The sequence below is a fragment of the Enterococcus hailinensis genome, assembly GCF_045862035.1.
In the GTDB taxonomy this organism is placed as follows: Bacteria; Bacillota; Bacilli; order Lactobacillales; family Enterococcaceae; genus Enterococcus_A; species Enterococcus_A hailinensis.
The window spans coordinates 26,681-53,056 of record NZ_BAAFRV010000005.1 but is presented as its reverse complement, the minus strand read 5'-3'; the positions used below and the strand labels follow the sequence as shown (position 1 = coordinate 53,056).

Below are 26,376 nucleotides of genomic sequence, written 5' to 3'. Positions count from 1 at the left end.
GCCATTACTCCAATCTATACACGTTTAAGTAATTGTAAAATAAAATAAGGAGCCCCAATCAATGAGACGATGATCCCAGCAGCCATTTCGCCGCTAGGTAAAATTACTCGTGCGAATACATCACTGAATAATAATAAAACACCACCGATCAAAGCAGTCATCAATAATGTTTGATTATTTTTTCTACGTGTAATCTGACGTGCGATATGGGGAGCGATCAAGCCGATAAAACTGATACTACCGGCAATCGAAACACTTACGGCTGCTAAACAGACAGCACATACTAAAAAGAATAATTGCGTTTTTTTTAGTTTTACGCCTAACCCGACGGCTACATCATCGCCCAATTCTAACACTTCAAGATAGCGTCCTCTAGACATCACTAAGGGTATCAAACAAACGATCCATGGTAGCAATAGAAAAACATGCTGCCAAGTTGTTCCCCAAATGGTTCCTGATAACCATGAAGTAACAAATTGATAATTGTCTTTCGAAACACGAATCGTTCCTAATAAAGTCAAAGCAGAGATGCCTGCATTGACTGCGACACCAGATAATAATAAACGATTGGGCGTGATCCGCTCAGATTGTCGACCAAAAAAATAGACTAATATTGTAGCTAAACAACTTCCTACACAAGCAATGAAAGGTAAAAGCCAACTGCTCTCTCCACTTGCGTAAAATCCCAAGTAAATCAAAACAGTCAGTCCTGCTCCGGCATTGATCCCTAGAATTCCTGGATCCGCTAAATCATTATGGGTGATCGTTTGAAAAATATAACCTGAAACAGCCAATCCCATACCGGCAAGAATTGAAACTAATAGCCGCGGAAAACGAAAATCAAAAACAATTAATTGCTGACTTCTACTTCCGGTCCCTTGAAAGACCTGCATTAGATCATAGAAAGACAATTTGTTTGTCCCAACAGTCAAACTTAAAAAAATCCCGATGATCATCAACAACAGCAAGCAAAGCCATCCGATTTTTTTTCTCATAAGCTTCCCTTCCTTATTTGTAAAAGTAAAAATGGTACACCGATGATCGTGATGATTACCCCAGTCGGAGTTTCAAGCGGTGGTGCTATTAGACGAGATACAACATCTGCTATCACAAAAAAGAGAGCACCAAATACTGCGGAAGCTGGCACAACGTAACGGTAATCATGACCAACAAAATAGCGCACGATATGAGGAACGATCAAGCCTATAAAACTGATTGTTCCGACTAAAGACACCGCACTACCTGCCAGTAACAAGACACAAAACATACTGAGCCGTCGAATTCGATTTGGGTTTCGTCCTAGATTGAGAGCCGTCTCGTCTCCTAGACTTAATAGAGTGACTTGAGAACTTATCATGCATGATCCGATCAGACCGACAAGAACTAGTGGAGAGATAATCTTTATCTGTTCCCAAGTGATGTTACTTGTCCCCCCAACAAACCAAAAAGTTAACGATTGATTCAAATCAAACATCAAATTAATACTTTGACTAATAGCTGAGAAAAAGGCACTTAGCGCAGCCCCCAACAACACGATCCGAACAGGTGACAAACCAAAAGAGACCCGTGTTGATACTAAATAAATCAATAAGATCGCAACTAAAGCGCCTAAAAATGATCCTGCTAAGCCAACAATTGGTGCCGGATTGGCTGTAAGTGCAAAAATCAATGCTAAACCTAAGCTAGCACCTGAATTGATTCCTAATAATCCTGAATCAGCGATTGGATTAGATGTAATGCCTTGCATCAAAGCTCCTGATACCGCAAAACCAGCACCAACTAGCACTGCTCCAATCATTCTGGGCAATCTCAAGTAACGAACTAATTGTTCCCCTTGATTGCTAGCATCAAAATGTAGTAAAGCATGGCTCACATCTGACCATTTACTGGTTACTGCTCCATAGCGTAACGAAAGAAGCATCACAACGACTAATCCTATAATCACAAGCGGAAAAAATAAATTTTTTTTCGTCATTCGTCAGCTCTCCTTTACCAAATCGTATGTCAGTACAATTGGTTTATCACTGTTTGGCAAAGTAGCAAAGGTTGCTTGGATATCAAAAAGATTCAGCAATTTATCAGCGGTAAAAATTTCTTTCGGAGTCCCTTGAAAAATCAATTCGCCTTTCTTCATTCCTAAAAGATAATCAGAAAAACGCGAAGCATGGTTCAGGTCATGGATTGTCATCAAAATCGTTTTTCCTTGATGATTGATTTCTTGTAACAATTCTAAAATTTCTAATTGATGAGCTGGATCTAAAAACGTGATTGGCTCATCCAAAATCAAAATATCGGTATCCTGCGCCAAAGCCATCGCAATCCAAACTCTCTGTTGTTGCCCACCAGAAAGTGTCAGTAAAGTCCGTTGTTTTAATTTTGTCAGATTTGTTGCCTCTAAGGCCCACTGGATCAGCTGATGATCTTCTTCTTTCAAACCTGCAAAACCCTTTTGATAAGGAAAGCGTCCATAGGCTACGATTTCTTCAACTGTTAATCCATTCACTTGTGTAGTTGTCTGAGACAAGGATGCAATCTTTTGAGCGACAGTTTTTGTATCTAAACACTGAACGTTCTCGCCATCTATGTAAACATCACCTTGAGCCGGTTCTAAAATACGTGCTAAAGCTTTCAAAAAAGTGGATTTCCCACTTCCATTTGGTCCAATCAAACTAGTAATTTTCCCATCAGGGATCTCCACTGTAATATCATTCACAATAATCTTTTTGTCGTACCCAATTGAAAGATCACTTGTTTTCAATTTTGTCATCGATCTTCCTCATTTCTTTGATAATCGTTCTCAATTATCACCTTATTTTATCTTTACGTCAACTCAAATTTAATTAAAATTACTTATTGACAGGCTCTGGACTTTCAGCAATAATAACAATTGAGAAATGTTCTCAATTAACTTTAAAGGAGTTTTTTATGTTTAAGAAAATAATTTTAACGACTGTTTCAATGTTAACGCTTTTAAGTTTGGCGGCTTGTGGGCAAAGCGGCGAAACTAAAGATACATCAAGTGACGTGCGTACGTTAACAGATGCACAAGACCATAAAGTCGAAGTTCCTAATAAACCAAAACGAATCATCGCTTCTTACTTAGAAGATTATTTAGTTGCCTTAGATGAAAAACCGGTTGCTCAATGGACCGTTGGTGAAGGAAAAATCCAACATTACTTGCAAGATAAGTTAGATGGCATTCCTACAATCAATTATGATCTTCCTTATGAAGACGTCTTAAAATTCGAACCCGACCTACTTTTAATTGGTTCTGATGGTACGTTAGAAGGCGGGAAATATAAAGAATATTCAAAAATCGCTCCTACCTATGTAGTCAAAAATGGTGATGGTGTAACTTGGCGTGAGCAATTAGAAGATATTGCTCAAGTCCTAGGCAAAGAAGACAAAGCAAAAAAAGTTGAAACTGATTATGACGATTTAGTCAAACAAACAAAAACAGATTTAAAAGATAAGATTCAAGGAAAATCTGCTGCTGTATTATGGGTAACAAACAATTCTGCCTTCATGGTTGCGGATAATCGTTCCAGTGGTGAGTTGATCTATAAAGAACTAGGCTTTGAAGTTCCTGAATTAACTAAAGAAATCAGTGAAAAAGCTACCTCTGACTTCTCACAAGTCTCTTTAGAAAGTCTTTCACAACTAGATGCTGATTATTTATTCTTAGTCAACAGCGATACAGGGGCTGCTATGTTTAAAGACCCATTATGGAGCAATATTCCAGCAGTCAAAAACAACCATTTATATGAATTCGATGGCAATTCAAGTTGGTTGTATAACGGACCAATCGCCTATACTAAAATTGTTGAAAACATCAAGGACGTCCTTAAATAAAAAAGTCGTTTGACCAAGCCTTTCTTTTCAATAAGAAAGGCTTCAGTCAAACGACTTTATTTTTTACTTCGACGGCTTCTTGTAACTGGTTCTGTTGTTTTGGCTAAAAATTTTAATTGATAAGGTTCATGATAGCGAATCCCTTGTTTGACAAAATCCCCGCCAACAATGAATAAACCGATTGGATTTAGTGGTTCTGTTTGACGAATCATTCCGACTGTTTCTAAATCTCGATAATTTTTTCCGATTTGTAATTGATACGTCTGATCGTTGATCTGTTTGACATAGTAATAAGGATAAAGCGTGTTTTCTTCAATTAAAAATCCTTCATGTTTTGTTAAATCATTCGTTGTGATTTCTTGTTTATCAATCAATGCTTGGATATTTTCAACCAATCTTAATTGATAATCTTCATTGAAATCCACAGAGATTTCTTTTGCATGTTCAAATAATTTTCTATTTTGTTTTGCTTGTTCGCTTTGAATATTAAAGGCATCATCTGGTAAATATTTAACAAATAATTGTGTGATATCTAATTTCAAGTTTTTATCTAAGAAATAGTAAAAGAAGTTTAGCACAGAAAAATAAATCAAAACGATAAAAACCAAACTATAAAGGAAAAACTGGAGATAATTTTGATTACCCCACAAACCATAAACGATTCGTAAAACATAAAGTGTCGGCAAAATACTCAATAATGTATATGCCCGGTTCAAATATTTAGGACTGATATCTAAGAAACCCAAAAATTTATTTAAACCATTAATAATATCTAATAATACTGTCATTGACTATCACCTGCTTCTGTTGCTTCCGCGCCATTTGTAGGCTGTTGTTGCGTAGCCACGGATTGCGATTCTTCGGTTGTTGATGATGCTTCACTAGATGATGTATCTGTATTGTCTGCTGAACTTTCTACTGTGCTAACAGCACGATTATCAGCATTATTGTCATCGCTAGTGACTACCTCATCTTCACTAGTAGTTGGTTCTTCACTTATTATACTTGTTGAAGAATCGATTGTAGCATTTTCACTTGAAAGACTATCCGATCGCTGAGAAGAATCGCTCGTTTGTGATATGACTGTTTCAGTTGTACTACTTGGCGTAGTGGAACTACGGTAACTTGAATGGTTAAACACACTCGTTGTCGTCGCGATCAAGATCGATACCGTTAGTAATGCGATTGGTTTTAAAATGGGTGGAACTTTACGCATCGAATTCTTCCTTTCTAAATAGATCATTTACTCTATTGATAGTTTTACCATTTGAAACTTATCTTTTGCTTAGGAATATATGAATTTTTTATGTAGTTTTAAAAAAAGCCAGCATCCGCGAACGGACGCTGGCTTTTCAATGTAATTATTTTACTTCTTTATGCAAAGTAACTTTACGTTCGCGTGGGCAATATTTCATTTTTTCCAAACGATCTGGGTTGTTACGTTTGTTTTTATTTGTTAGGTAGTTACGTTCTTTACAAGAAGTACATTCTAAAGTGATGTTTACGCGCATGATTTTCCCTCCCTAGTAATAACGGTTTTTCCAAGATATTTCTCAGACTTTGATATCATATCATGTTTTTATCTTGTTGACTAGCTTTTTTGTAAAATTTGTTAAGTATATCTACTTGACGTTTTTATAATTGGGCTTCAATGTCTTTTGCGATCTCTTCTGGTTTTGTTTGCGATGCATAGCGTTTGATGACGTTTCCTTCACGATCGACCAAGAATTTTGTAAAATTCCATTTGACTGCTTTGTTAAGTAAACCACCTTGCGCACTCTTCAAATAGCTGTATAACGGATCTTCATTCTCACCATTCACATCGATTTTGGCAAATGTTTGAAATGTCGTATGGTATTTCAACTGACAAAAATCGGCTACTTCTTCGTTTGAACCTGGAGCTTGATGGCCAAATTGATTACATGGAAAATCTAACACTTCAAATCCTTGTGCTTGATATTTCTCATATAAGTTTTGTAAGCCTTCGTACTGAGGTGTAAACCCGCATCCTGTTGCTGTGTTAACAATCAAAAGAACATTACCTTTGTAATCTGCTATTGCCTTTTCATTGCCATCGGTTGTCTTTACTTTAAAATCATATACTGTCATTGATTCCACTCCTCAAAAAAAACTAAGAAGCAAAAGCTCCTTAGTTTTATTGTACGCCATAAGTGTCAGCAAATGCATCAATTATTTCTTTTGTAATAGCTTTATTCTCACTATCATGTGCTTCGTCTAAGTTTGGAAGCATCACACTGATTGCAATTTGTGGATTGTTATACGGCGCATAAGCTACGATATTACTGTTGATCGTACTTTCTCCACCGTCTGCTACGGTTTCGGCTGTACCTGTTTTAGCTGCTGGATCTAATTTTGCTGAAGCAAGATCTCGGGCAGTCGTGTTGCCATCGGTACCATGGACGGCTTGATAGAAACCTTCTTTAATAATACCCATTTGATCTGAAGTAATATTTACTTGATTCAACTTTTTCCCCGTGACTTCTTTTTCCAGACTGCCTAAGCCGCCGCTGTCATTATTTCCATAGATTCCTTTGACTACATGTGGTGAGATCCGCGTTCCGCCGTTTGCGACTGTGGCTGCATATTGTGCCAGCTGCATCGGAGTATACGTATCATATTGTCCAAAAGATAAATCAAGCAGATTACCGCCGCCAGGACCATTTTCTTCACCAAAGTTGGTATTCTTGATCCCAGTGGATTCATTGGGTAAATCGATCCCTGTACTTACGCCCATACCGTATTCGGCAAAAGCATCGCGTAATTTATTATAACTTTCTTTAGTTGAAGCACTTTCCGGCAAACTCATATTTTGTTGATAGGTAACACCTAGCATTCGTAAGACCAGTTGCATCATGTACGCATTAGATGACCATTCTAGCGCCTTAACTGTATTTAAAGGAATTTGATTTCCTAAGACCTGATTGTAGATCGATCCTTTAAGTGAAGTCCCTGCTAATTTGATTGGTTGATCGATCAATGTATCATTACCGGTGATAACACCTGTTTGATATCCCGCAGTAACAGTCCCGCCTTTGACAACTGAACCTGGTACAAAGGCATTTGTGATTGTTCCGAGTGCATTTTCGGTCAATGTTTTACTATTAGTGTCATGACTAAAACCAGCCATCGCATACACTTCACCATCATTTGGATTCATCGCAACCACGTAAGCACCGGGTGAGTATTTAGCCACGCCGCTGTCGACCATTTTTTGATAATGTGTTCGTAAAATATCTTCTACTTTTTGCTGGAATTCTGCATTGATCGTTAGAACAACATTCGAACCTTTTTCACCTTTTTTGACTTCAGTTTGTTTTTCGATATTTCCTTGTTGATTCAAAGTGACTTTATATTCACCTTTTTTGCCTTGCAAGACATCTTCATATTGTTTTTCTAGATAGCTTTTTCCGACACGGTCATTGCTTGCATAGCCTTTTTTCAGTAAAGCTTCAGCTTCTTCAGCAGGCAAGCCTTCTTTTTCCGTCGTGATCGAACCTAAAATACTTCTTAATGATCCATCTAAATTGTCATTATATGAACGATCCCAGTCTGTTCCAGTGGAAACCCCCGGTAAATCTGCTGCCCGTTCAGCCACGACAGCCAATTCTTCATCTGTGACATTTTCATTTTTGACAAAAACCGTACTTAAAGCCGATGCACTATTCATACGTTTGAAAATCGTCGCAACTTTTAGCTGCTCATCGCTGAATTGGATTTCGCTATCTTTGACTTTATCGACTAGTTTTTGATATTCATCTGATGTATCAAGATTTTTTTCTTTAAACGATAACCGATCTTCAGCTTCTTTCAAATGATCGGCATCTGCTAACCAGAAATCTTTCTTATCACGGGTAGTTAGTGTTTCATCTGCTGGAACATCAATCAGTTTATTTAATTTTTCAGCTAATTTAAGGATGTCCTTGGCTGCCATTGAATTCCCTCGTGTAAAGGTAATTGCTGGATTCGCAGCATTATTGACTAATGCCGTTCCTTTTGCATCATAAATGACACCCCGTGGTGCGTTCTCTTTCACAGTGATGGTAGTTGAAGCTTTCATCTGCGATTTCATTTTGTCACCTTCTACGATCTGCAAATAGCCCAAACGTGAGACTAAGATAACAAATAAAGCAAAGATGACGAAGAATAGAATATTTAGCCGAAACGGCACATGACTCTTGCTTTTGCTGCGGTCAGATTCGTCCGCCTTTTTTAAATGATCAAAAAATTTCTTTAATGGGTTCGTTGGTTTCATTCATCTGTTCCTTCCGTTCAACAGTTCTTTTTTTATTGTAGCCGAAAAAAGAATTTTTCAAAAGGATTATTCTTAGTTCCTTTACCATAGTTTAAACATTTTAATAATTTAAACCTTTTTCGTCTTCGCCAATGTTTCACAGTTTCATGATAAAAAATTTAGTTGACGGACATTTTCAAGCTAAAGTCTCGTTTTACAATTAAAGATTCACTCATTTATCGTGAAACATTTTAGCTATATAATTTCTGTGGAAAAACAGATTCTTAAAAAGACTTTAACTACAACTTGGGTATATCTTTTTTTCCACAAGTTAAACTACAAAAAATTGAGGCAAAAGTAAATTTACTTTTGCCTCAATTTCAATTTTTTATTGGCGACTCATGTTCGCAATGTCATCTTTGATTGCTTCGATAAACATGTTCAAATCTTGTGCTTCTTGTTCTTCGCTACCATAGCGACGAACATTGACTGAAGCACTTGCGACTTCTTTATCTCCAATAACCAATAGATAAGGAACTTTTTGTGTTTGTGCTTGACGGATCTTGTAACCTAATTTTTCATTACGGTCATCGACTTCTACACGAACACCTGCGCGGACTAAACGATCTTTCACTTCATAAGCATAATCTCCATGGTGTTCAGGTGAGACTGGTAAAATCGCAACTTGTTCAGGTGCTAACCAAGTTGGGAAAGCTCCTTTGTATTGTTCGATCAAGTAAGCAGTGAAACGTTCCATTGTTGAAACCACACTACGGTGAACTACGACTGGACGATGTTCTTTTCCGTCTTCCCCGATATATGTTAAGTCAAAACGTTCTGGTAATAAGAAGTCAAATTGGATCGTTGACAATGTTTCTTCTGTTCCTAATGCTGTTAATACTTGTACATCAAGTTTAGGACCGTAGAATGCAGCTTCGCCATCTGCTTCAAAGTAATCAAAACCAGATTCGTCCATTACTTCTTTTAATAAACCTTGAGATGTTTCCCACATTTCATCGTCATCAAAGTATTTTTCTGTATTTTCTGGATCGCGGTAGCTTAAACGGAAACGATAATCTTCAAAACCGAAGTCTTTGTATACTTCTAAAATCAAATCTAATGTACGACGGAATTCTTCTTTGATTTGATCCGGACGAACGAAGATATGTGCATCGTTCATTGTCATTTCACGCACACGTTGTAAGCCAGATAATGCGCCAGATTTTTCATAACGGTGATCCATTCCAAGTTCCGCTAAACGGATTGGTAATTCACGGTATGAATGAATATGGTTTTTATAGATCATCATGTGGTGCGGGCAGTTCATTGGACGTAATACTAATGATTCTTCACCATCACCCATATCCATGATTGGGAACATGTCTTCTTTATAATGATCCCAGTGGCCTGAAGTTTTGTATAAACTTGTATCAGCTAAGACTGGTGTATACACATGTTCATAACCCATTGAGATTTCTTTATCAACGATGTAACGTTCGATTGTGCGACGGATTGTTGCACCTTTTGGCAACCAGAATGGCAATCCTGAACCAACTTCTTGCGAAATCATGAATAGATCTAATTCTTTACCTAATTTACGATGATCACGTTCTTTTGCTTCTTCACGCATTTTCAAGAAATGATCTAAATCTGCTTGATTGAAGAAGGCTGTTCCATAAATACGTTGCATCATTTTGTTGTCTGAATTTCCGCGCCAGTAAGCACCTGCTACAGACAATAATTTAACGATTTTGATTTTTCCAGTTGATGGAACATGTGGTCCACGACATAAGTCAGTGAATTCACCTTGCGTATACGCTGTGATCACTTCGTCTTCAGGAAGATCGCTGATCAATTCAACTTTATAAGGATCATAGCTAAAGAAATCTAACGCTTCTTGACGGCTCATCACTTTACGTTCGATTGGTAAGTTTTCTTTGATAATTTTTTTCATTTCTTTTTCGATTGCTGGGAAATCCTCTTCACTTAATTGTTCTTCCCCATTATCAGTATCATAATAGAAACCAGAATCAATCGCTGGCCCTACACCAAAATGCATATTTGGGAATAAACGGCGGATTGCTTGTGCCATCAAGTGAGCACTTGAGTGACGAACAAGTGGCAATGCTTCCTCATCTTTATCGGTCACAATTTTCAATTCCGCATCTTCATCGATTGCACGATTTAAATCTTCTAACTGACCATTTACTACGACAGCTAATGCTTTTTTTGCTAATGAACTAGAAATGCTTTTTGCGATTTCTAACCCAGTAATGCCTTTATCAAATTCTTTTGTTGATCCATCTGGAAATGAAATTTTTACCATCCTGTAGTTCCCCCTTATGATTTTTGATCGATAATCAAGAAAGCTTCGCTAATCCTCAAAAATTAAGTATAAAAAAAGTCCTAGTACCGTAACGGTACTAGGACGAATAAACGTGGTTCCACCTAATCTTTGAGCAACTATTGTGCTCCTCACAAGCGATAACGGCGCTGTCCGCTCTTGCATTTGACAAGAGTCCTTCAGAAAGTGGTCATCCCTTGCGCTCATCTGGAAAAGTTTCAGCCATGCTTTCCCTCTCTTTTAAATAGCTTTCAAGTTCAGTTGTCTTTCTTCATCGATCAATTACAAACTCATTATAAACATGTATCAATTTAAAAAGCAAGTATAATATCAAATATTATCTCCACTTTCCACCTTGAGCATATTTTCCTTTTTGCATTTCATTAATGATCACATGGATATTTTCTTTAGGCGCACCTGCTGTTTTAGATACGACTTCAGTTACTTCTTTGACCATTTCTGTTAACTGTTCTTCGGTTCTTCCTTCAAGTAATTCAATATGAACAAATGGCATATCAATCGCTCCCTTGATCTTAAATTTAATTCTCCTAATTTTATCACAAGTAAGCATAAAAGAACCACTTGTTATTTAGCTATTTTGAATTCTATGATAGATACATTCCCACTCCAGGGCCTAACGGTAATTTGAAGACGTAAAAGGCAATGAACAACAGCACCCAAGTTATGAACAAGACGATAACGTGCGGTAGCATCAATGCAATAATACTTCCCACACCGGTCTTCTTATCATATTTTGCTGCAAAGGTTACGATCAAAGCAAAATATGGAAGCAATGGTGTAATAACATTGATTGGGGAATCTGCCACACGGTAAGCTGCTAATACTGCTTCTGGCGCGATACCCAATTGATACAATAATGGAACAAAAATTGGCGTTAAGATCGCAAATTTTGGTACTGCTCCGACTAAAATAATATCTAATCCAGCAATCAATAGAATGAAGCAAAGCAACAATGCTAGACCACTCATTTGTAAGCCTTCAATAAAATCAGCAGCATTTACTGCCAATACAGTTCCTAAGTTAGTAAAGTTGAAGTAAGCAATAAATTGGCTGATGATCAATAGTAAGAAAATCATTCCGCTTAGATTGCCGAATACTTTAATGATCGGATTAACGACATCTAAACTTGATTTGATTTTACCCATTGCTCGACCATAAAAAATTGACGGCACTAATGCTACTAACATAATGATCGTGATCAAGCTATCCATAAATGGTGTTGAACCAATGATATTTCCAGTTTCTGCATGACGTAATGGTGCGCCACTTGGTAATGTCACCATCATGATGATCGCTGTTAATCCTAGTAAGCCGATCAATGCCCAGCGTAAACCTTTTGCTTCGTCTGCATTATCTTCTTCAGGGAAAAGATCTTTATCCGATTTATATACCCCAAGTCGAGGTTCAATAATTTTTTCATTTACTAATGTACAAACAATAACTACTAAAACGGTTGAAGCAATCGAAAAGAACATGTTGGAAACTAAATCGACTGTATACGTAGGGTTTACAGTATGAACTGCTTCATTCAAAATTTCCGTCAACATCCCATCGATTGGTGTGATGATGATATTTACACCAAATCCAGCTGATACCCCAGCAAATGCTGCAGATAAACCAGCAATCGGATGGCGCCCGACTTTGTAGAAAACAGCTGCTCCTAAAGGAATCAATACTAGATACCCTGCATCAGAAGCAATACTTGAAAGTACTCCGATAAATACTAGGACACTTGTCATCATGGCTTTAGGTACAACTTTGACCAACTTGTGGATCAAAGCACTGATCAAACCAACTTCCTCAGCAAAACCAACTCCGACCATCGCTACTAACGTCACACCCAACGCATTAAAACTCATGAAATTAGCAACCGTCGACGTAAACATGAAACGAATCCCTTCGGCACTCAATAAACTTTCGACTGCCATCGTTGTCATTTCTGCATTATTTGTTTCAGCATTCAATGTTTCAAATGTCGCTTGAGCCCCAATTGAAGCAAAAATATGTGACAAAACAACCACCAACAAAATCAAAATAAGGAAAATAATTGAGGGATGCGGAACTTTGTTCCCGATTTGTTCGATCGTATTCAGCATCTTGTCAATTCGCGTATGCGGCTTAGCACCTTTTTTCTCTCGTTCTAAGTCTAGCTTCTGATCCATTTTAATAGACCTCCCATAAAAAATGATTTCGATCAGTTGTTTTTCTGCCGGGCCCTTGGCATTTATCAAACAACTAATCTAAGTGTTTTTAAATAACAAGTTTGAAAACACTTACTTATATATCCAAAATAACAACATAACCCATCAGTGTCAATGTTAATTTTAAAGTTTTTTTAATAAAACTAATGATTAAATATTCTGAAAATACTGATAAAAAGTGCGTTTTAATAATATTAAGCGAATTTAGGATCGATTAAAAAATCAATAATTATTAATTTTAATTAGAATAAAATAAAATTATTAGATTTATTATAATAGCCCGAAAATTATATAAATAACATTACGTATCATTGATTGGAATAGACCTACTTGCATTTGAAATTTGGTACTGCATTTAAAAAGACTATAAAATCAACCTTTTATTCTTTTTTCAAAATTTAACTTAATTGAAATCCTTTCTAAATAGACGTTATTTTAAGTTAGTCAACAAACGTAGTACCTTTCATCTTTTTATAAAAGTACTCAATATTTTCATATTTATGGATATTTACTTACTTTGTAAAAATAGATAATTCCATCTTTTTGCTTCCATCCACCCTTGTGTGCTATACTATTATGCTGTTAAAAACAATGAATGGTAGAAAAAGGAGGATGCTCAATGAACGCAAGAGAGTACGAACAAGAGCACGTCCAACAGACAAGCGCTTTGATCCAACAAGAACTAACTTTTTTGGATCGTCAAAAACAAGAAACAAAAACAAAGTTTGATACTAATATGCGTGAAAATGCTGAACAAAAAATCCAAGCTGGTTCTTTTGAAGCATTAGCAGATACAATGGCAGAAACTCGCCAGCATGAAACTGAACTATTGATGCGTTATCAAACCTTAGCATCTCAAGAAAAACGTCAAAAAGTATTACGTTTGATGGAAGAAAACCCCTATTTTGCACGTATTGATTTCAAAGAAGATCAAGAAGCCGAAACACTTTATTTAGGGATCGCCTCGCTGCGTGATACCCAAGAAGAGACGATTGTGATCGACTGGCGTGCACCAATCGCCAACCTTTATTACGAAGGAACATTAGGTCAAACATCTTATGAGGCTCATGATGCGATCATTCCGATTGAATTATTATTGAAACGCCAATTTAAGATTCGCGAAGGAAATATCCTTTCGATGGTCGATACATCCGAAGCGATCAATGATGATTTCTTATTAGAGATCTTAGATGAAGCATCTTCTAATCATATGAAAAATATCGTGGCGACTATTCAGCGTTCGCAAAATGAAATTATCCGTGATACAAGAAGCAAAGTTTTAGTTGTTGAAGGAATCGCCGGCAGCGGTAAGACTTCTGCTCTTTTACAGCGTGTGGCTTATTTGCTCTATCACAATCGTAAATGGTTGGAAAATGATCAAGTACTATTATTCTCGCCTAACCATATTTTTTCTGATTATATCTCGACTGTCTTACCTTCACTTGGTGAGAGCGGCATTCCAACAGAAACGTTTAAAACTTTTTTAGCGGCCTTGTTACCGAATTATCAGATCCATACCGAAGAAAGTCATGAAGAAGTCTTTCTATCTGGTCAAGATGATCGTGTCCTTAGAGCAAAAAGTAGCTTTTTGATTGTTCAAGAATTGTATAAATACATCGAGCGGATCACTGGCTTTGGCCCATTGTTCCGCGATTTGAAATTAAAAGATAAAGTTCTGATCTCTAAAAAACAAATCCGCAATTGGTATCAAGAGGCTAATCCTGAATTACCCATGTATCAACGGATGCAATTATTGCAAACAAAACTGTTGAAAAAACTTGGTGGTTTAGAAAAAGATGAAATGAAAAAAGATTGGGCGAAGAAAGCTGCTGATGAATTAGTTGATGCTGTCTTTGTCAATAATCCAGATATGGAAGATTCTGAAAAAGCCGAAAGACGTCTACGTCGTCAAATGACTCAAAAAGTCGTCCGTAAAAAAATGCGTCCTTTACGTCGCCAAATCAATCGTTTCGGTTTCGTTAATTACGCTAAACAATATCTTCACTTTTTACAAAATGTACCGACTAGTCTATTAACACATTATCAATTGACGGAAGAAAATTGGAAAACTATGCTAGAAGAACTGATGGCTGACTTCAAGCGGAAAGATCTTAGTTTAGAAGATGGAACGCTTTTATTTCTCTTAATGAAGTCGATCCACCCAATGGATGTTCAACAAAAAGCGCGCTTTATCTTCATTGATGAAATGCAAGATTTTTCACCCGCTCAAGTAGCTTTATTGAGACATCTTTATCCAAAAGCAACCTATACTTTATGTGGAGATTTGAATCAAAAAGTCTTTGGTAATGAAAGTATGGTTCATTCTTTAGCGCAAATTTTCCCAGATGAATCATTGACACATTTTGAATTGACTACTAGCTATCGTTCAACCGAAGAGATCACGAATTTTGCCAATCAGTTCTTAACGCAAGAAAATCGAGTAGAATTGACTGCCCGCGTTGGCGATTTGCCAAGTATTTATTACACGAATGATACCCGTCAAATGATCGATGGTTTGATTCGTGAAATCGACGAAACAAAAGAAGCCGCTCGTTACTGGCGGACTGCGATTATCGCTAAGACCGTTGAAGAATGTCAGGCTTTATATGATCAATTATCGGCTGAACAAAAAGATCAAGTACAGTTGCTGACCGATGAAGAAGATTTCATGAAAAAGAATTTGATCATCATTCCGACGTATTTAGCAAAAGGATTAGAATTTGATCGTGTCTTCGCCTGGAATATTTCACCCGAAAATTACTATACTGAGCAAGACAAATTGATCCTCTACACTGTATGTACACGAGCAATGCACGAACTAAATCTATTAGTAATCGGAAAACAAAGTCCGCTATTAGATAAGATTCCTGAAACACTATATCAAACAAAAACAATTTAAAAAAAGACCAGCCAAAAATTGGCTGGTCTTTTTTGCTGATTATTAGTCCTCTAATTCAACGTTGTGATAAATTTGTTGTACGTCTTCTAATTCATCTAAAACATCGATCATTTTTTCAAATTTTTCTAAATCTTCACCAGTTAAAGTGATTTCGTTTTGTGGGATCATTTGCATTTCAGCAACAGAGAATTCTGTGATACCTTTTTCTTTCAATGCTTCTTGGATCGCATTGAAATCTTCAGGTTCGCCATAGACGATGATTTGACCATCTTCTTCTACAACATCACGCACATCAATCTCTTTATCCATCAAGTATTCTAAGATCTCATCTGCATCTTCACCAGCAAAACCAAATAAAGCTGTGTGATCGAACATATACGCAACCGCACCAGAGACACCCATGTTTCCGCCATTTTTGCCAAATGCGGCACGAACATCTGAAGCTGTACGGTTCACATTGTTTGTCAAGGCATCCACGATGACCATTGATCCGTTTGGTCCGAAACCTTCATAACGTAATTCTTGGAATGTTTCATCGCCAGAACCTTTTGCTTTTTCGATTGCACGATCAATGATATGTTTTGGAACATTATACGTTTTAGCACGTTCAATAACGAAACGTAATTTTTGATTCGCATGCGGATCAGGTTCTCCTGATTTTGCCGCTGCATAAATCTCGATCCCAAATTTAGCGTAAATTTTACTATTGTTTGCATCTTTCGCAGTCTTCTTAGCTACGATATTTGCCCATTTACGTCCCATGTTTTCACTTCTCTTTCGTTAATTTCATACTTTCCCATTATAACGACTCCGACAAACTTTGCAAAGTATTTTTTATAATCGAATCGGAAATCGGCCGATTGTTTGCTCTCTCGGATGCACTAATTGATAGATTTGGTCTGCGCGATAAGTTAGAAAATGCTGTTCTTTTTCTTTTTGTCCTATTTTAGCAGCCACAGGCAATGCGAATTGCTTTTTCTTCTGGTTTAAATAATGTTGCCCTTTTTCAGTAAATCCTAAGATATGCAGCATCGTCTGTTCTTGTTCAGTCTTTATTTCTAACAAACTGACTTGCAACAATAAATAAATTAACAATCGCTGCAATCGCGGTTTTGTATAGCGCTTAGTACTGATCAAATCGATATATTCAGCAAAATCATTCGCATTGGTTGCTACTAAACGATGCTCTAGTCCTTCTGCCATCTGGTAAATTCTCTGCATTCTTTCCAGTGGCAATGCCCGTAACTGATAATTTAAATACGGCCAAAAATCTTCCCAAGATATCTGAGTTTCGGCTAATTCCATGGCTGTCTGCTTAGGTACAAATGATGAAATCGACTGATTTTTAAAAACGGCTTGGCGAATTCCCGTTGCACTGGCAAATTGATCTTTAATCAACGCTTCATCATGATAACCTTGATCTTTTCGCACAAGCGGATAGATATCCATCGGCCGTCCATAAGTTGCATTTTCTTTCGCATAACTCAAGCCTAAGATATGATTTGGCGGAAATGCTTGCGTTCCTGGGTACAATCTAGATACAGCTTCAGCCATTTTTTCAGGATAACTCCAGCCAATCGGCAATTCATGAAATAATTGGTCAATCGCTGATTTTTTTTCAATAAAGAAACGTCCATAATCAGCATAATCAAAGGACTCTCCACCATCAGTCCCAAAACACAGCGCATCACACATTAATGCTTGCAATAGCTTGATGCTTCCCTTAGCGAAATAATCTGCTGATTGGACTGCCCAAGCAAAAGGGAGTTCTACGACTAAATCGACGCCATTTTCCAAAGCCGCTTGAGCGCGTGACCACTTATCAACGATCGCAGGCTCTCCACGTTGGAGAAAGTTTCCGCTCATCACAGCAACAACAACATCCGCGCCACTCAACTCACGAGCTTTCTGAGCGTGATACTTATGCCCATTATGAAATGGATTGTATTCTACAACAATGCCGCAACTACGCATATATTTCCTCCTAAAAAATGATAAATAAAAAACCGAGATTGCTCTCGGTTATTTTTTACAGACAAAAAACCAACGTTTACTTGTTTCATTAGGTGCTTGATCTGTGAAATCAGCAAAAATTTCAGTTTCAAATCCAGCTGTTTCCAACATTTTTTGATACGTTGGTAACGGATAGGTCCGTTCTTGATGCAATTCATCCACTCGTTCAAACAATTCATCTTCACGCTTAACAAAGAAAGTTAAAAAATGTTCGATACTGTGTGGAAGTTCTCCCGCATAGCTGTCCCATAAGAAAGCAAACTCTTCTGTTTGTTCATGAAAACTATATTCTGGGAAAACTTCATCGACTTGGTATGTCGAATGAACATCAAAAATGAACGTTCCTGATTTTTCTAAAAGTTCGTATACACCATTGAAAACTTGTTGGACTTGTTCTGGTGTTTGCATATAGCATAATGAATCTGAAAAACAAGTAACTGCTTGATACTGACCTAAATCAGTTAGATCTAACATATCCCCTGCTACCCAATTAATTGAAACATCTTCTTCGATGCTCCGATTGCTAGCTAAGGTCAACATTTCCTCTGATAAATCTAAACCAGTCACGTCGTACCCTGCTTTAGCAAATTCTACCGCTAAAGCTCCAGTACCACAGGCCAATTCAAAAATCTGATTAGTATCCTTGGGTAAATGACGAATGGAAAAATCTAACCATTGTTGATACAACGAATCATCCATTACTTCGTCATAAACGAAAGCAAATGTTTCGTACGCCATTAGTCGATCCAAGCCTCGATATTTTCAAGCGGTGCATCAGACCATAATTTTTCTAGATTATAGAATTCACGTTCTGAAGGGCTAAATACATGAACGATTACGTCTCCAAGATCGATCAAGACCCATTTTCCGCCATCTTTACCTTCTACACGTTTGACTGTCACTTGATGTTCTTCTTCTTTATCAACGATTTCGTCAACAATGGCGTTGATTTGACGATCTGAATTTGCTGAACAGATCATGAAATAATCCGCTAATAATGATACTTGTGTTACATCTAAAGCCACAACGTCTACTGCTCGTTTTGAATCGGCTGCCTTAACAGCGATTTCCAACATTTTTTTACTATCTATGATAATTCTCCTCCTTGATTGTACTACCATGTTTCATTCTATTCTTCTCTACTGACACTGTACAGTGTCGTTAGTATTTATAAGACTTATTTAAAAAATCACTACTCAATTCCAGCAACCCAGCGATTATATGTTTCGATCGTCTTAGGATAGACTGGCGTTTCACTTTCAATCAGATGCGCTAAAGTGTGTTTTGTTTCAAATGCTACCGCTTGATCCAAATCACTAAAAGCAATCACTCGTGCATCTTCAACTCCAGGAAAATTTCTTCCAGGCTCAATATAATCCGCTACATAAATAATTTTATCAAGCAAATTCATTTCAGCTGCACCTGTAGTGTGCAAGCGAATGGCAGTTAAGATTTCTTCATCAGTAATCTCCAATTCACGAGCTACAAAGTCCGCCCCGACTACGCCATGCCAAATCGCATTGCCATATTTTAACAACTCCGATTTATTCGAATAATCTCCTTGCTCGATTGCAAGTTGAAATTCTTCATCTGAACGTTCTTTTGCATAATCATGAGTCAAGGCAGCAATACTCGCTTTTTCGGGTGAAGCATCAAATCGTTCTGCTAATGCTACAGCAGTTTCTTCTACGCCTAAGACATGCTTGAATCTTTTTTCGCTCATACGCATTTGAACAGCTTGCATCAAAGCTTCCCGTTTTAATGATGTGTATGCTTTACTGTAATTCATCAAGATACAACCCTTCCTCCATAATATATTCTCGGACTCGATCTGGAACAAGGTAACGGATCGAACAACCTTGTTTGACTTGTTTACGGATATAGGTAGAAGACAATTGTATCTCAGGAACATCAACCCAAATAATCGGATAAGGGCTCTCAAGCTCATAACCAGCGCGTTTCACACCAACAAAATTTACGAGTTGTACTAATTCATCGATTCGATGCCATTTAGGAAGATAGGCAACTTCATCGCCACCAATAATAAAATAATATTCTGTATCAGGATTTTCAGCTGTCATCTCTACCATCGTATCGATCGTATAACTTTTGCCTTTACGGGTGAACTCTCTCGTATCTACCGATAAAAATGAATTATCTTCAATCGCTAGTTTCACCATCGCTAAACGGTCTTTACTATCGATTGTTTTCTTTTCATCCACATGGGGTGGAAGATAACTTGGTAACAGATGCACTTCATCAAATCCCATTTTTTGACCCACTTGTTCGGCAATCATTAAATGCGCATTATGGATTGGATTGAAATTACCACCTAGTAGTCCGACCTGCTTTTTAGGCATTGAGGTCTCTACCATTGGTTCAACTTTTGGAATTGTTAAGCAATCTTGAAACAACCGTTATTCCTCCTTTTGATAAACCTAGAACTTAAATCGCTTTGACTTCTTTTGAAATTCGTTGATATTTTTCTTTGCTTGATGGTTTATATAAAACCAATACACGACCGATGATTTGAACCACGTCACAATGAACATTTTTTTCAATTACTTGTGCGACATCATCAGCGATTTCATCAGTATTTTGTAATAAATTGATTTTGATCAATTCACGTTTTTCTAACGCTTCTGCGATTTGGACTAAAACAGCATCATTGATTCCATTTTTTCCGATTTGAAAAATCGGTTGTAAATGGTGTGCCTTGCTTCGTAAAAAACGTTTTTGTTTTCCTCTTAATTCCATTAATAGTCTCCTTTTTTAAACGATAACCTGCTTAAACAGCCATCTCATCAACCAATAGATAGTCAAATTTTTCTATAATATATTCAACTATCATCAATTTTATCTTTTTTAGATCAATGCTTTACGCGTTAAAACATCGACGCCTTTTGGTGCCCAGCCAGCTACAACCGCTGGCGTTGAAACAGTTACCCAACCAAGACCAGCAAAAACAATGTCGGTTTTTTCTTTGATTGAATATTCAAAACGAACCAATTCAGGAAACTCTGCTACTTCATCTGGACGTGGTGGTTGCAATAGTCCACCTTTATGTTTGTCATAAAAAGCATCCGCTTTTTCTAATTTTGTCCGATGGGGCTCGATATCATTTGAGACATACGCAACAAAAGAAGCACGATCGCCTTGGATGAAATCAAAACGCGCCAACCCACCTAAGAACAGAGTCTGACCAGCATTCAATTGATAGACTTTCGGTTTGATTTCTTTATGTGGGGCAATAATTTTCAAATCTTTTTTTCCAAGATAGTGGGCCATTTGATGACGATGAATAATCCCTGGAGTATCAAACAAATAATGTCCATCATCTAATGGGATCTCGATTTTATCTAGTGTTGTTCCTGGAAACTGCGAAGTCGTGATCAAATCTTGCACTCCGGCAGTTTGTTTGATGATTTGATTGATCAGCGTTGATTTACCTACATTCGTCACGCCAACGACATAGACATCACGTCCATCGCGGTATTCTTCGATTTTAGCTAATAGATCAGTCATTTCATTCGACTTACGAGCACTGGTCAATAAAATATCCACTGGTCGCAAACCTTCTTCATGGGCGCGTTCACGCATCCATTGTGTCAATCGACCACGTTTTAATGATTTAGGCAATAAATCCACTTTATTTCCAACTAATAATACCGGATTATCACCAACAAAACGATGCAATCCTGGAATCAATGAGCCGTTGAAATCAAAGATGTCAACAACATTCACAATCAACGCATCCGCTTTGCCTAATTCATTTAACAAACGTAAAAAGTCATCATCTGTTAAGGAAACATCTTGGATTTCATTGTAATGGCGTAAACGGAAACAACGTTGGCAATAAACTTCTCCATTTTCTAGTCCTTTTTCTAAAGCTGATTGTGGAGTATAACCCAATTCTTTAGGTTGCTCTGTTTGGATCTTCGCACCACAACCAATACAAAATAATTCTTCTTCCATTTATAATCCACTCTTCCATTTCATTTCAGAATCTTTACGCAGCAGTGTCCGCATGATACGACGTTCAAAGAAACGATTGATCCGAGTATTCCAACCGTCTGTATCCACGATTGGTCGAACCAAAATACTTCGGATCCCAGCGGCATTGGCTCCGCGAACATCTGTCATGATTTGATCGCCAATCATTACGATTTCATTTTTTGATAGGCCCAATTTTTGCTGAGCACTTTTTATACCAACAGAAAAAGGCTTCATAGCACGCGACACAAAATCGAGCTCAAAACTTTCAATCGCTTTTGCGACACGACTCGCCTTATTATTCGATACGACGACAACTGGGATTCCAGCTTTATCCATCATTTTTAACCAATCGATCAATTCTTTGGTGCCATTAGGATTATCCCAGGCAATCAAAGTATTATCCAGATCAGTCAGAACCGCTTTTAATCCATGCGCTTTTAATTGTTCAGGGGTTATTTGATAAATGGCCTCGACCATCCACGTTGGTTTGTATTTGTCTAACATGGCAGCTCCTAAAATTTTTTTATACTTCTACAAAACCTGATTATAACGCAATTTTTCTGAAAACTCTACATTTCACTCCAAAGGTTTAAAAAAAAGACTAGGCTTTTTCAGCCTAGTCTACTATTTCTACAATACCTTCGATAGAAAATCGATCGTCCGAGCATTTTTTGTTTGATCGAAGACTTCCTCAGGAGTTCCTTCTTCAACGATTACGCCGCCATCCATAAAGATCACGCGATCGCCGACTTCTTTGGCAAAGCCCATTTCATGGGTAACGATCATCATCGTCATTCCTTCTTTAGCCAATTGTTGCATGACCGCTAAAACATCGCCGACCATTTCTGGATCTAAAGCAGATGTTGGTTCATCAAACAACATCACATCCGGTTGCATCGCTAACGCACGCGCAATCGCGATCCGTTGTTGCTGACCGCCGGATAATGATTGCGGATAGGCATCCGCTTTTTCTGATAAGCCGACTTTTTCTAATAATTCTTTCGCAATCACTTCAGCTTCTTTTTTTGATAGACCTTTAACTTTGATTGGTGACAATGTAATGTTATCCAACACCGTCATATTAGGGAATAAGTTGAATTGTTGAAAAACCATTCCCATTTTTTCACGTGTTTTAAAAATATCATTCTTTTTATTAGTAATATCTGTACCTTCGAATTTGATTGAACCAGAAGTCGGTACTTCTAATAAATTCACGCACCGCAAGAAAGTACTTTTACCAGAACCAGATGGTCCGATGATTACGACTACTTCCCCGGAAGTGATTTCAGCAGAAATATCTTTCAACACTTCATTGTCACCAAATTTTTTATTTAAATGTTCGATTTGAATCAATGCTTCTGTCATCATTTCCACCTCTATCTTATCGTTGATATCCTTTTCCAAGTTTTTTCTCCCATAGATTCAACAAACGTGAAGTCGCAAAAGTCATTATGAAATACAAGATTGCGGCTACAAAGTAAGGCTCTAATGGAATATATGAATTTGAAATAACGATTTGAGCTGAACCCATTAACTCATTGATCCCGATTGCTGTCAATAAAGAGGAATCTTTGATCAATGTAATAAATTCATTCCCCAATGGAGGCAAAATGTTTCTTAGTGCTTGCGGCAAGATCACATAGCGCATCGTTTGTGCTGGTCGTAAGCCTAATGAATGGGCGGCTTCCGTTTGTCCATAATTGATCGCTGTGATACCGCCACGAATAATCTCAGCAACGTAAGCACCTGAATTTAGTGACAAGACGATCATCCCAGGAAAAAGACGTCCCAAGTCGACGGTCAATACGCCGACACTGATATCTTTTGAAGGGAAAAATCCTTGTAAGAGTAAAAATCCGATCATAATTTGTAACAACATCGGCGTACCGCGAAGGATTTCGATGTAAACGTTGGCTAACCAATTCAATGGTTTGTGTTTAGAAAGCTTCAATAACGCCATTACTAATCCGATGAACGTTCCTAAGCAGACAGTAACTAGCGAGATCATGATTGTGATCCCAGTCCCAGATACAAAATAAGACAGGTATTTATCTAAAAATGAAAAATTCAATGCATGGTCCCTCTATTCTGCTGATTTTTCGGCTAATTCATGGTTTGTTTTGACATATTCATCAATTTTGCCTTCGTCATTCAATTTTTTGATGATTTTATTTAATTCCGTTTGTAATTCTTCACTGCCTTTTGGTAAAGCAATCGCAAAGGCTTCATCAGAAGATGGTTCTAAATCAATATCTGCTACCATTAGATCTGGGTTTTGTTGAACATAAGATTCAGCAATTGTTTTTTCAACAACCATTGCATCCAATGATCCGCTATTTACTTCTACGACCATATTCGGTACTTTTTCGATTGAGACTAATTTAGCGTCTTTGATTTGTGTTTTTACAATATCTTCTTGGATCGAACCTTTTTGAGCACCGACTTGTTGATCTTTCAATGAATCTAAACTAGTAAATTTGTCTTTATTCTTTTTGTTGATGATCACTACTTGTGGTGGATTGTAATAGTTATCCGTAAAGTCAAATTGTTCTTTACGTTCTTTAGTTGCTGAAATCGCTGAGATCGCGATATCTGATTTCCCTTGATTCAATGATGCTAAGACTGTGTTAAAGCTCATATCAGAAACTTCTGCTTTCACACCTAATTCTTTGGCGATTTCATTGACTAGATCAATGTCAGCTCCGACGATTTTATCTTTTCCATCAACCATTGTGTGGAATTCAAATGGTGCATAGTCAGCTGAAGTCGCTACTTTTAATACACCTGATTTCTTGATAGCTGCTAATTGATTTTCTGTCTTAGCGCTTGATGACGCATCCGTACTGCTGCTGCTTCCGCCACATGCTGCTAAGGTAAATAATGCTGCTAGAGTTATTACTAAGCCGGTAATCTTTTTCATCCTATTTCCCCCTAAAAATTAAACTACTTGTTTCAATGAATTTATTATAGCACGAACTTTTTATAAAACAAGTATTTAATGTATAAATATTAAATTTTTATTGAATAGAAGGTAATTAACTGTATATATTCGATTTAAAACTGCATAAAACAATCAATTACTACTAGAGAGTGCTATTTGATTATTTTTTGCAACTAATTTGTTGATGGTGCCTTCTTGTTTCATTTCCTTAATATATTTATTCAATTCTTCCACTAACTTTTCATTTCCTTTTGGTACGGCAATACACAAAGCATCCTCTTTCATACTTTTTAATGGAACATCTGCGATCATTAAATCAGGATTTTTATCTACATAAGCATCTGCGACTGTTTTTTCGACAACCAATCCATCTAACGTATCATTTTTGACTTCTACAAAAATATTCGGCAACTTTTCAATTGAAACAAGCTTAGCATTCGTTAATTGCTCTTTTACGATGTTTTCTTGGATCGTTCCTTTTTGAGCACCAATTTGTTTATCTTTAAAAGTATCTAGTGAAGTAAATTCAGCGGCATGCTTTTTATTGATCACGATCACTTGCGGAGACGTATAATAGTCAGTCGTAAAATCAAAACTTTTTTCACGTTCGCTTGTAACAGAAATGGCTGATACAGCTACATCTGCTTTCCCCTCTTTGGTTGCTGCCAAAACTGCATTAAAACTCATATCGATCCAATCAATTTTTACGCCCATTTTTTTGGCGATAGCTTCCATCATTTCAATATCAGCACCAACAATCTTATCTTTCCCGTTAATTTTGGTATGAAATCCAAAGGGTGCGTAATCTGGTGAAGTTGCTACTTTAATTACTTTTTCCTTCTTGATCGTATCTAACTTATCTGTTGTCTCTTTCGTTCCACATGCACTGAGTGATAACAATACTAATCCCGCTAAAATCATTTTTATTCCTTTTTTCATATAGATACCCCCAAAACCATTTTTTACAGTATAGCATATTATTTCATAAAATATAGCTTTTTATGAATATTTATTTATTATGAACTTAATTAAATGCATAAAAAAAGACAGCTTTCGCTGTCTTTTTTTTAATTAGAATTTTCGGAATCGTTGATACCGTTTCTCTAATAATTCTTCTGTTGAATAGTTGGTTAATTCATTCAGTTTTTCAACTAATGATTTTTGCATCATGCGAATAATTTTTTCTTCACTTAATTTTTTACCTTTGAGCGTTTCAGGAATTACACGATCGATGACATCAAGATCTAAAAGCTCAGCAGCAGTTATTTTCATCAGCTCAGCAGCTTCATCCGCCCGTTTTCCATCTTTCCAAAGAATCGAAGCAAAACCTTCAGGAGATAAAATCGCATAGATACTGTATTCCATCATCCAAACTTCATCAGCTAATGCTAGCGCTAATGCACCGCCACTTCCACCTTCACCGGTTACAATCGAGATGATCGGTACTTTTAAATCGGCCATCTCCATCAAATTTTGAGCGATGGCTTCACCTTCGCCACGTTCTTCTGCTTCAACCCCACAAAAAGCACCCGGCGTATTAACAAAACAAATCACTGGACGCTTGAATTTTTCCGCTTGCTTCATCAAGCGTAAAGCTTTGCGATAACCCTCAGGATTGGGTTGACCAAAATTACGAGCCATATTTTCTTTTAAATCGTTTCCTTTTTGGATTCCGATCACAGTCACTGGCTTTCCAGTGAGTTTAGCGATTCCGCCTACAATAGCAGGGTCATCACCGAATAAACGATCTCCGTGGAACTCTTGGAAATCAGTAAAGACTTTTTTAAAATAATCCAGACTAGTTAAACGATCTTGATGTCTTGCTAATTTAACGATTTCTCCGGCAGTCAGACTCAT

The 26,376-nt window shown here is 37.2% G+C and carries 27 protein-coding genes; 2 read left to right on the top strand and 25 right to left on the bottom strand.

Annotation, left to right across the window (positions count from 1 at the left end; all coding sequences use genetic code 11):
- Positions 1–14 precede the first annotated feature (14 nt).
- Genes ACKTSC_RS05385 through ACKTSC_RS05375 form a run of 3 tightly spaced genes read right to left on the bottom strand, consistent with a single transcriptional unit; the run spans position 15 to position 2,767 of the window.
- Entirely contained in the window at positions 15–995 is a 981-nt protein-coding gene (locus ACKTSC_RS05385; RefSeq protein ID WP_407857047.1) for a FecCD family ABC transporter permease, read from the bottom strand.
- Positions 992–1,975 (bottom strand): FecCD family ABC transporter permease, encoded by a 984-nt coding sequence (locus tag ACKTSC_RS05380; protein WP_332653408.1) that lies wholly within the window; start codon positions 1,973–1,975, stop codon positions 992–994. Before ACKTSC_RS05380 ends, ACKTSC_RS05385 begins: the two co-directional genes overlap by 4 nt.
- Positions 1,976–1,978: 3 nt before the next feature.
- Positions 1,979–2,767: an ABC transporter ATP-binding protein gene (locus ACKTSC_RS05375; RefSeq protein ID WP_407857046.1), complete on the bottom strand. Its 789-nt coding sequence runs from the start codon at positions 2,765–2,767 to the stop codon at positions 1,979–1,981.
- Positions 2,768–2,925: 158 nt separating this feature from the next.
- On the opposite strand from ACKTSC_RS05375, the gene ACKTSC_RS05370 reads away from it, so the two are divergent.
- Positions 2,926–3,852 carry an ABC transporter substrate-binding protein gene (locus ACKTSC_RS05370; protein WP_407855959.1) on the top strand — a complete coding sequence of 309 codons (927 nt, stop codon included), beginning with the start codon at positions 2,926–2,928 and terminating at the stop codon, positions 3,850–3,852.
- A 56-nt stretch (positions 3,853–3,908) separates the two neighbouring features.
- On the opposite strand, the gene ACKTSC_RS05365 is transcribed toward ACKTSC_RS05370, so the two are convergent.
- The 8 genes from ACKTSC_RS05365 to ACKTSC_RS05330 form a co-directional block, all read right to left on the bottom strand.
- A complete protein-coding gene (locus ACKTSC_RS05365) occupies positions 3,909–4,640 on the bottom strand; it encodes a DUF6681 family protein (RefSeq protein ID WP_407857045.1) in 732 nt (243 codons plus the stop codon).
- Complete coding sequence (locus ACKTSC_RS05360; protein ID WP_407857044.1) at positions 4,637–5,068, bottom strand: hypothetical protein; 432 nt, start codon at positions 5,066–5,068, stop codon at positions 4,637–4,639. Before ACKTSC_RS05360 ends, ACKTSC_RS05365 begins: the two co-directional genes overlap by 4 nt.
- A gap of 145 nt (positions 5,069–5,213) precedes the next feature.
- A complete protein-coding gene (rpmG, locus tag ACKTSC_RS05355) occupies positions 5,214–5,363 on the bottom strand; it encodes a 50S ribosomal protein L33 (protein WP_010740369.1) in 150 nt (49 codons plus the stop codon).
- Between the two features lie 124 nt (positions 5,364–5,487).
- Complete coding sequence (locus ACKTSC_RS05350; RefSeq protein WP_407857043.1) at positions 5,488–5,961, bottom strand: glutathione peroxidase; 474 nt, start codon at positions 5,959–5,961, stop codon at positions 5,488–5,490.
- A 46-nt stretch (positions 5,962–6,007) separates the two neighbouring features.
- Positions 6,008–8,125, bottom strand: coding sequence for a penicillin-binding transpeptidase domain-containing protein (locus ACKTSC_RS05345; protein WP_407857042.1), 2,118 nt, complete (start codon positions 8,123–8,125; stop codon positions 6,008–6,010).
- 367 nt (positions 8,126–8,492) lie between these two features.
- The gene (gene thrS / locus ACKTSC_RS05340) at positions 8,493–10,430 is read right to left on the bottom strand and encodes a threonine--tRNA ligase (protein WP_407855956.1); all 1,938 of its coding nucleotides are present in this window, start codon (positions 10,428–10,430) and stop codon (positions 8,493–8,495) included.
- 355 nt (positions 10,431–10,785) lie between these two features.
- Positions 10,786–10,962: a 2-hydroxymuconate tautomerase gene (locus tag ACKTSC_RS05335; RefSeq protein ID WP_332580359.1), complete on the bottom strand. Its 177-nt coding sequence runs from the start codon at positions 10,960–10,962 to the stop codon at positions 10,786–10,788.
- A 91-nt stretch (positions 10,963–11,053) separates the two neighbouring features.
- A complete protein-coding gene (locus ACKTSC_RS05330; RefSeq protein ID WP_407857041.1) occupies positions 11,054–12,631 on the bottom strand; it encodes an AbgT family transporter in 1,578 nt (525 codons plus the stop codon).
- Between the two features lie 658 nt (positions 12,632–13,289).
- Between ACKTSC_RS05330 and helD the strand changes: the two genes are divergently transcribed.
- The gene (gene helD / locus ACKTSC_RS05325) at positions 13,290–15,569 is read left to right on the top strand and encodes an RNA polymerase recycling motor HelD (RefSeq protein WP_407857040.1); all 2,280 of its coding nucleotides are present in this window, start codon (positions 13,290–13,292) and stop codon (positions 15,567–15,569) included.
- A gap of 42 nt (positions 15,570–15,611) precedes the next feature.
- Here helD and ACKTSC_RS05320 read toward each other — a convergent pair whose 3' ends face one another.
- The 14 genes from ACKTSC_RS05320 to ACKTSC_RS05255 all read right to left on the bottom strand — a co-directional run bounded on the left by ACKTSC_RS05320 (position 15,612) and on the right by ACKTSC_RS05255 (position 26,376).
- Entirely contained in the window at positions 15,612–16,331 is a 720-nt protein-coding gene (locus tag ACKTSC_RS05320) for a YebC/PmpR family DNA-binding transcriptional regulator (RefSeq protein ID WP_332580362.1), read from the bottom strand.
- Between the two features lie 72 nt (positions 16,332–16,403).
- Positions 16,404–17,543 (bottom strand): nucleotidyltransferase, encoded by a 1,140-nt coding sequence (locus ACKTSC_RS05315; RefSeq protein ID WP_407857039.1) that lies wholly within the window; start codon positions 17,541–17,543, stop codon positions 16,404–16,406.
- A 48-nt stretch (positions 17,544–17,591) separates the two neighbouring features.
- Complete coding sequence (locus ACKTSC_RS05310; RefSeq protein WP_407857038.1) at positions 17,592–18,320, bottom strand: class I SAM-dependent DNA methyltransferase; 729 nt, start codon at positions 18,318–18,320, stop codon at positions 17,592–17,594.
- A complete protein-coding gene (rsfS, locus tag ACKTSC_RS05305; protein ID WP_332580398.1) occupies positions 18,320–18,676 on the bottom strand; it encodes a ribosome silencing factor in 357 nt (118 codons plus the stop codon). The genes ACKTSC_RS05310 and rsfS overlap by 1 nt, the downstream gene beginning before the upstream one ends.
- 98 nt (positions 18,677–18,774) lie before the next feature.
- The gene (gene yqeK, locus ACKTSC_RS05300; protein WP_332580365.1) at positions 18,775–19,371 is read right to left on the bottom strand and encodes a bis(5'-nucleosyl)-tetraphosphatase (symmetrical) YqeK; all 597 of its coding nucleotides are present in this window, start codon (positions 19,369–19,371) and stop codon (positions 18,775–18,777) included.
- The gene (locus ACKTSC_RS05295) at positions 19,358–19,957 is read right to left on the bottom strand and encodes a nicotinate-nucleotide adenylyltransferase (protein ID WP_332580399.1); all 600 of its coding nucleotides are present in this window, start codon (positions 19,955–19,957) and stop codon (positions 19,358–19,360) included. Before ACKTSC_RS05295 ends, yqeK begins: the two co-directional genes overlap by 14 nt.
- Before the next feature lie 70 nt (positions 19,958–20,027).
- Positions 20,028–20,339 (bottom strand): ribosome assembly RNA-binding protein YhbY, encoded by a 312-nt coding sequence (gene yhbY / locus ACKTSC_RS05290; RefSeq protein ID WP_332580366.1) that lies wholly within the window; start codon positions 20,337–20,339, stop codon positions 20,028–20,030.
- 108 nt (positions 20,340–20,447) lie between these two features.
- Positions 20,448–21,557 (bottom strand): ribosome biogenesis GTPase YqeH, encoded by a 1,110-nt coding sequence (gene yqeH / locus ACKTSC_RS05285; protein ID WP_332580367.1) that lies wholly within the window; start codon positions 21,555–21,557, stop codon positions 20,448–20,450.
- Positions 21,558–22,082 carry a YqeG family HAD IIIA-type phosphatase gene (locus ACKTSC_RS05280; RefSeq protein ID WP_332580368.1) on the bottom strand — a complete coding sequence of 175 codons (525 nt, stop codon included), beginning with the start codon at positions 22,080–22,082 and terminating at the stop codon, positions 21,558–21,560.
- A gap of 126 nt (positions 22,083–22,208) precedes the next feature.
- On the bottom strand, positions 22,209–22,943 hold the full coding sequence (locus tag ACKTSC_RS05275; RefSeq protein ID WP_332580400.1) for an amino acid ABC transporter ATP-binding protein: 735 nt from the start codon (positions 22,941–22,943) through the stop codon (positions 22,209–22,211).
- A 16-nt stretch (positions 22,944–22,959) separates the two neighbouring features.
- Complete coding sequence (locus ACKTSC_RS05270) at positions 22,960–23,649, bottom strand: amino acid ABC transporter permease (protein WP_332653382.1); 690 nt, start codon at positions 23,647–23,649, stop codon at positions 22,960–22,962.
- Between the two features lie 12 nt (positions 23,650–23,661).
- Positions 23,662–24,498, bottom strand: coding sequence for a transporter substrate-binding domain-containing protein (locus ACKTSC_RS05265; RefSeq protein ID WP_407857037.1), 837 nt, complete (start codon positions 24,496–24,498; stop codon positions 23,662–23,664).
- Positions 24,499–24,651: 153 nt separating this feature from the next.
- A complete protein-coding gene (locus tag ACKTSC_RS05260) occupies positions 24,652–25,458 on the bottom strand; it encodes a transporter substrate-binding domain-containing protein (protein ID WP_407855951.1) in 807 nt (268 codons plus the stop codon).
- 132 nt (positions 25,459–25,590) lie between these two features.
- Positions 25,591–26,376 carry an acetyl-CoA carboxylase carboxyl transferase subunit alpha gene (locus ACKTSC_RS05255; protein WP_332580372.1) on the bottom strand — a complete coding sequence of 262 codons (786 nt, stop codon included), beginning with the start codon at positions 26,374–26,376 and terminating at the stop codon, positions 25,591–25,593.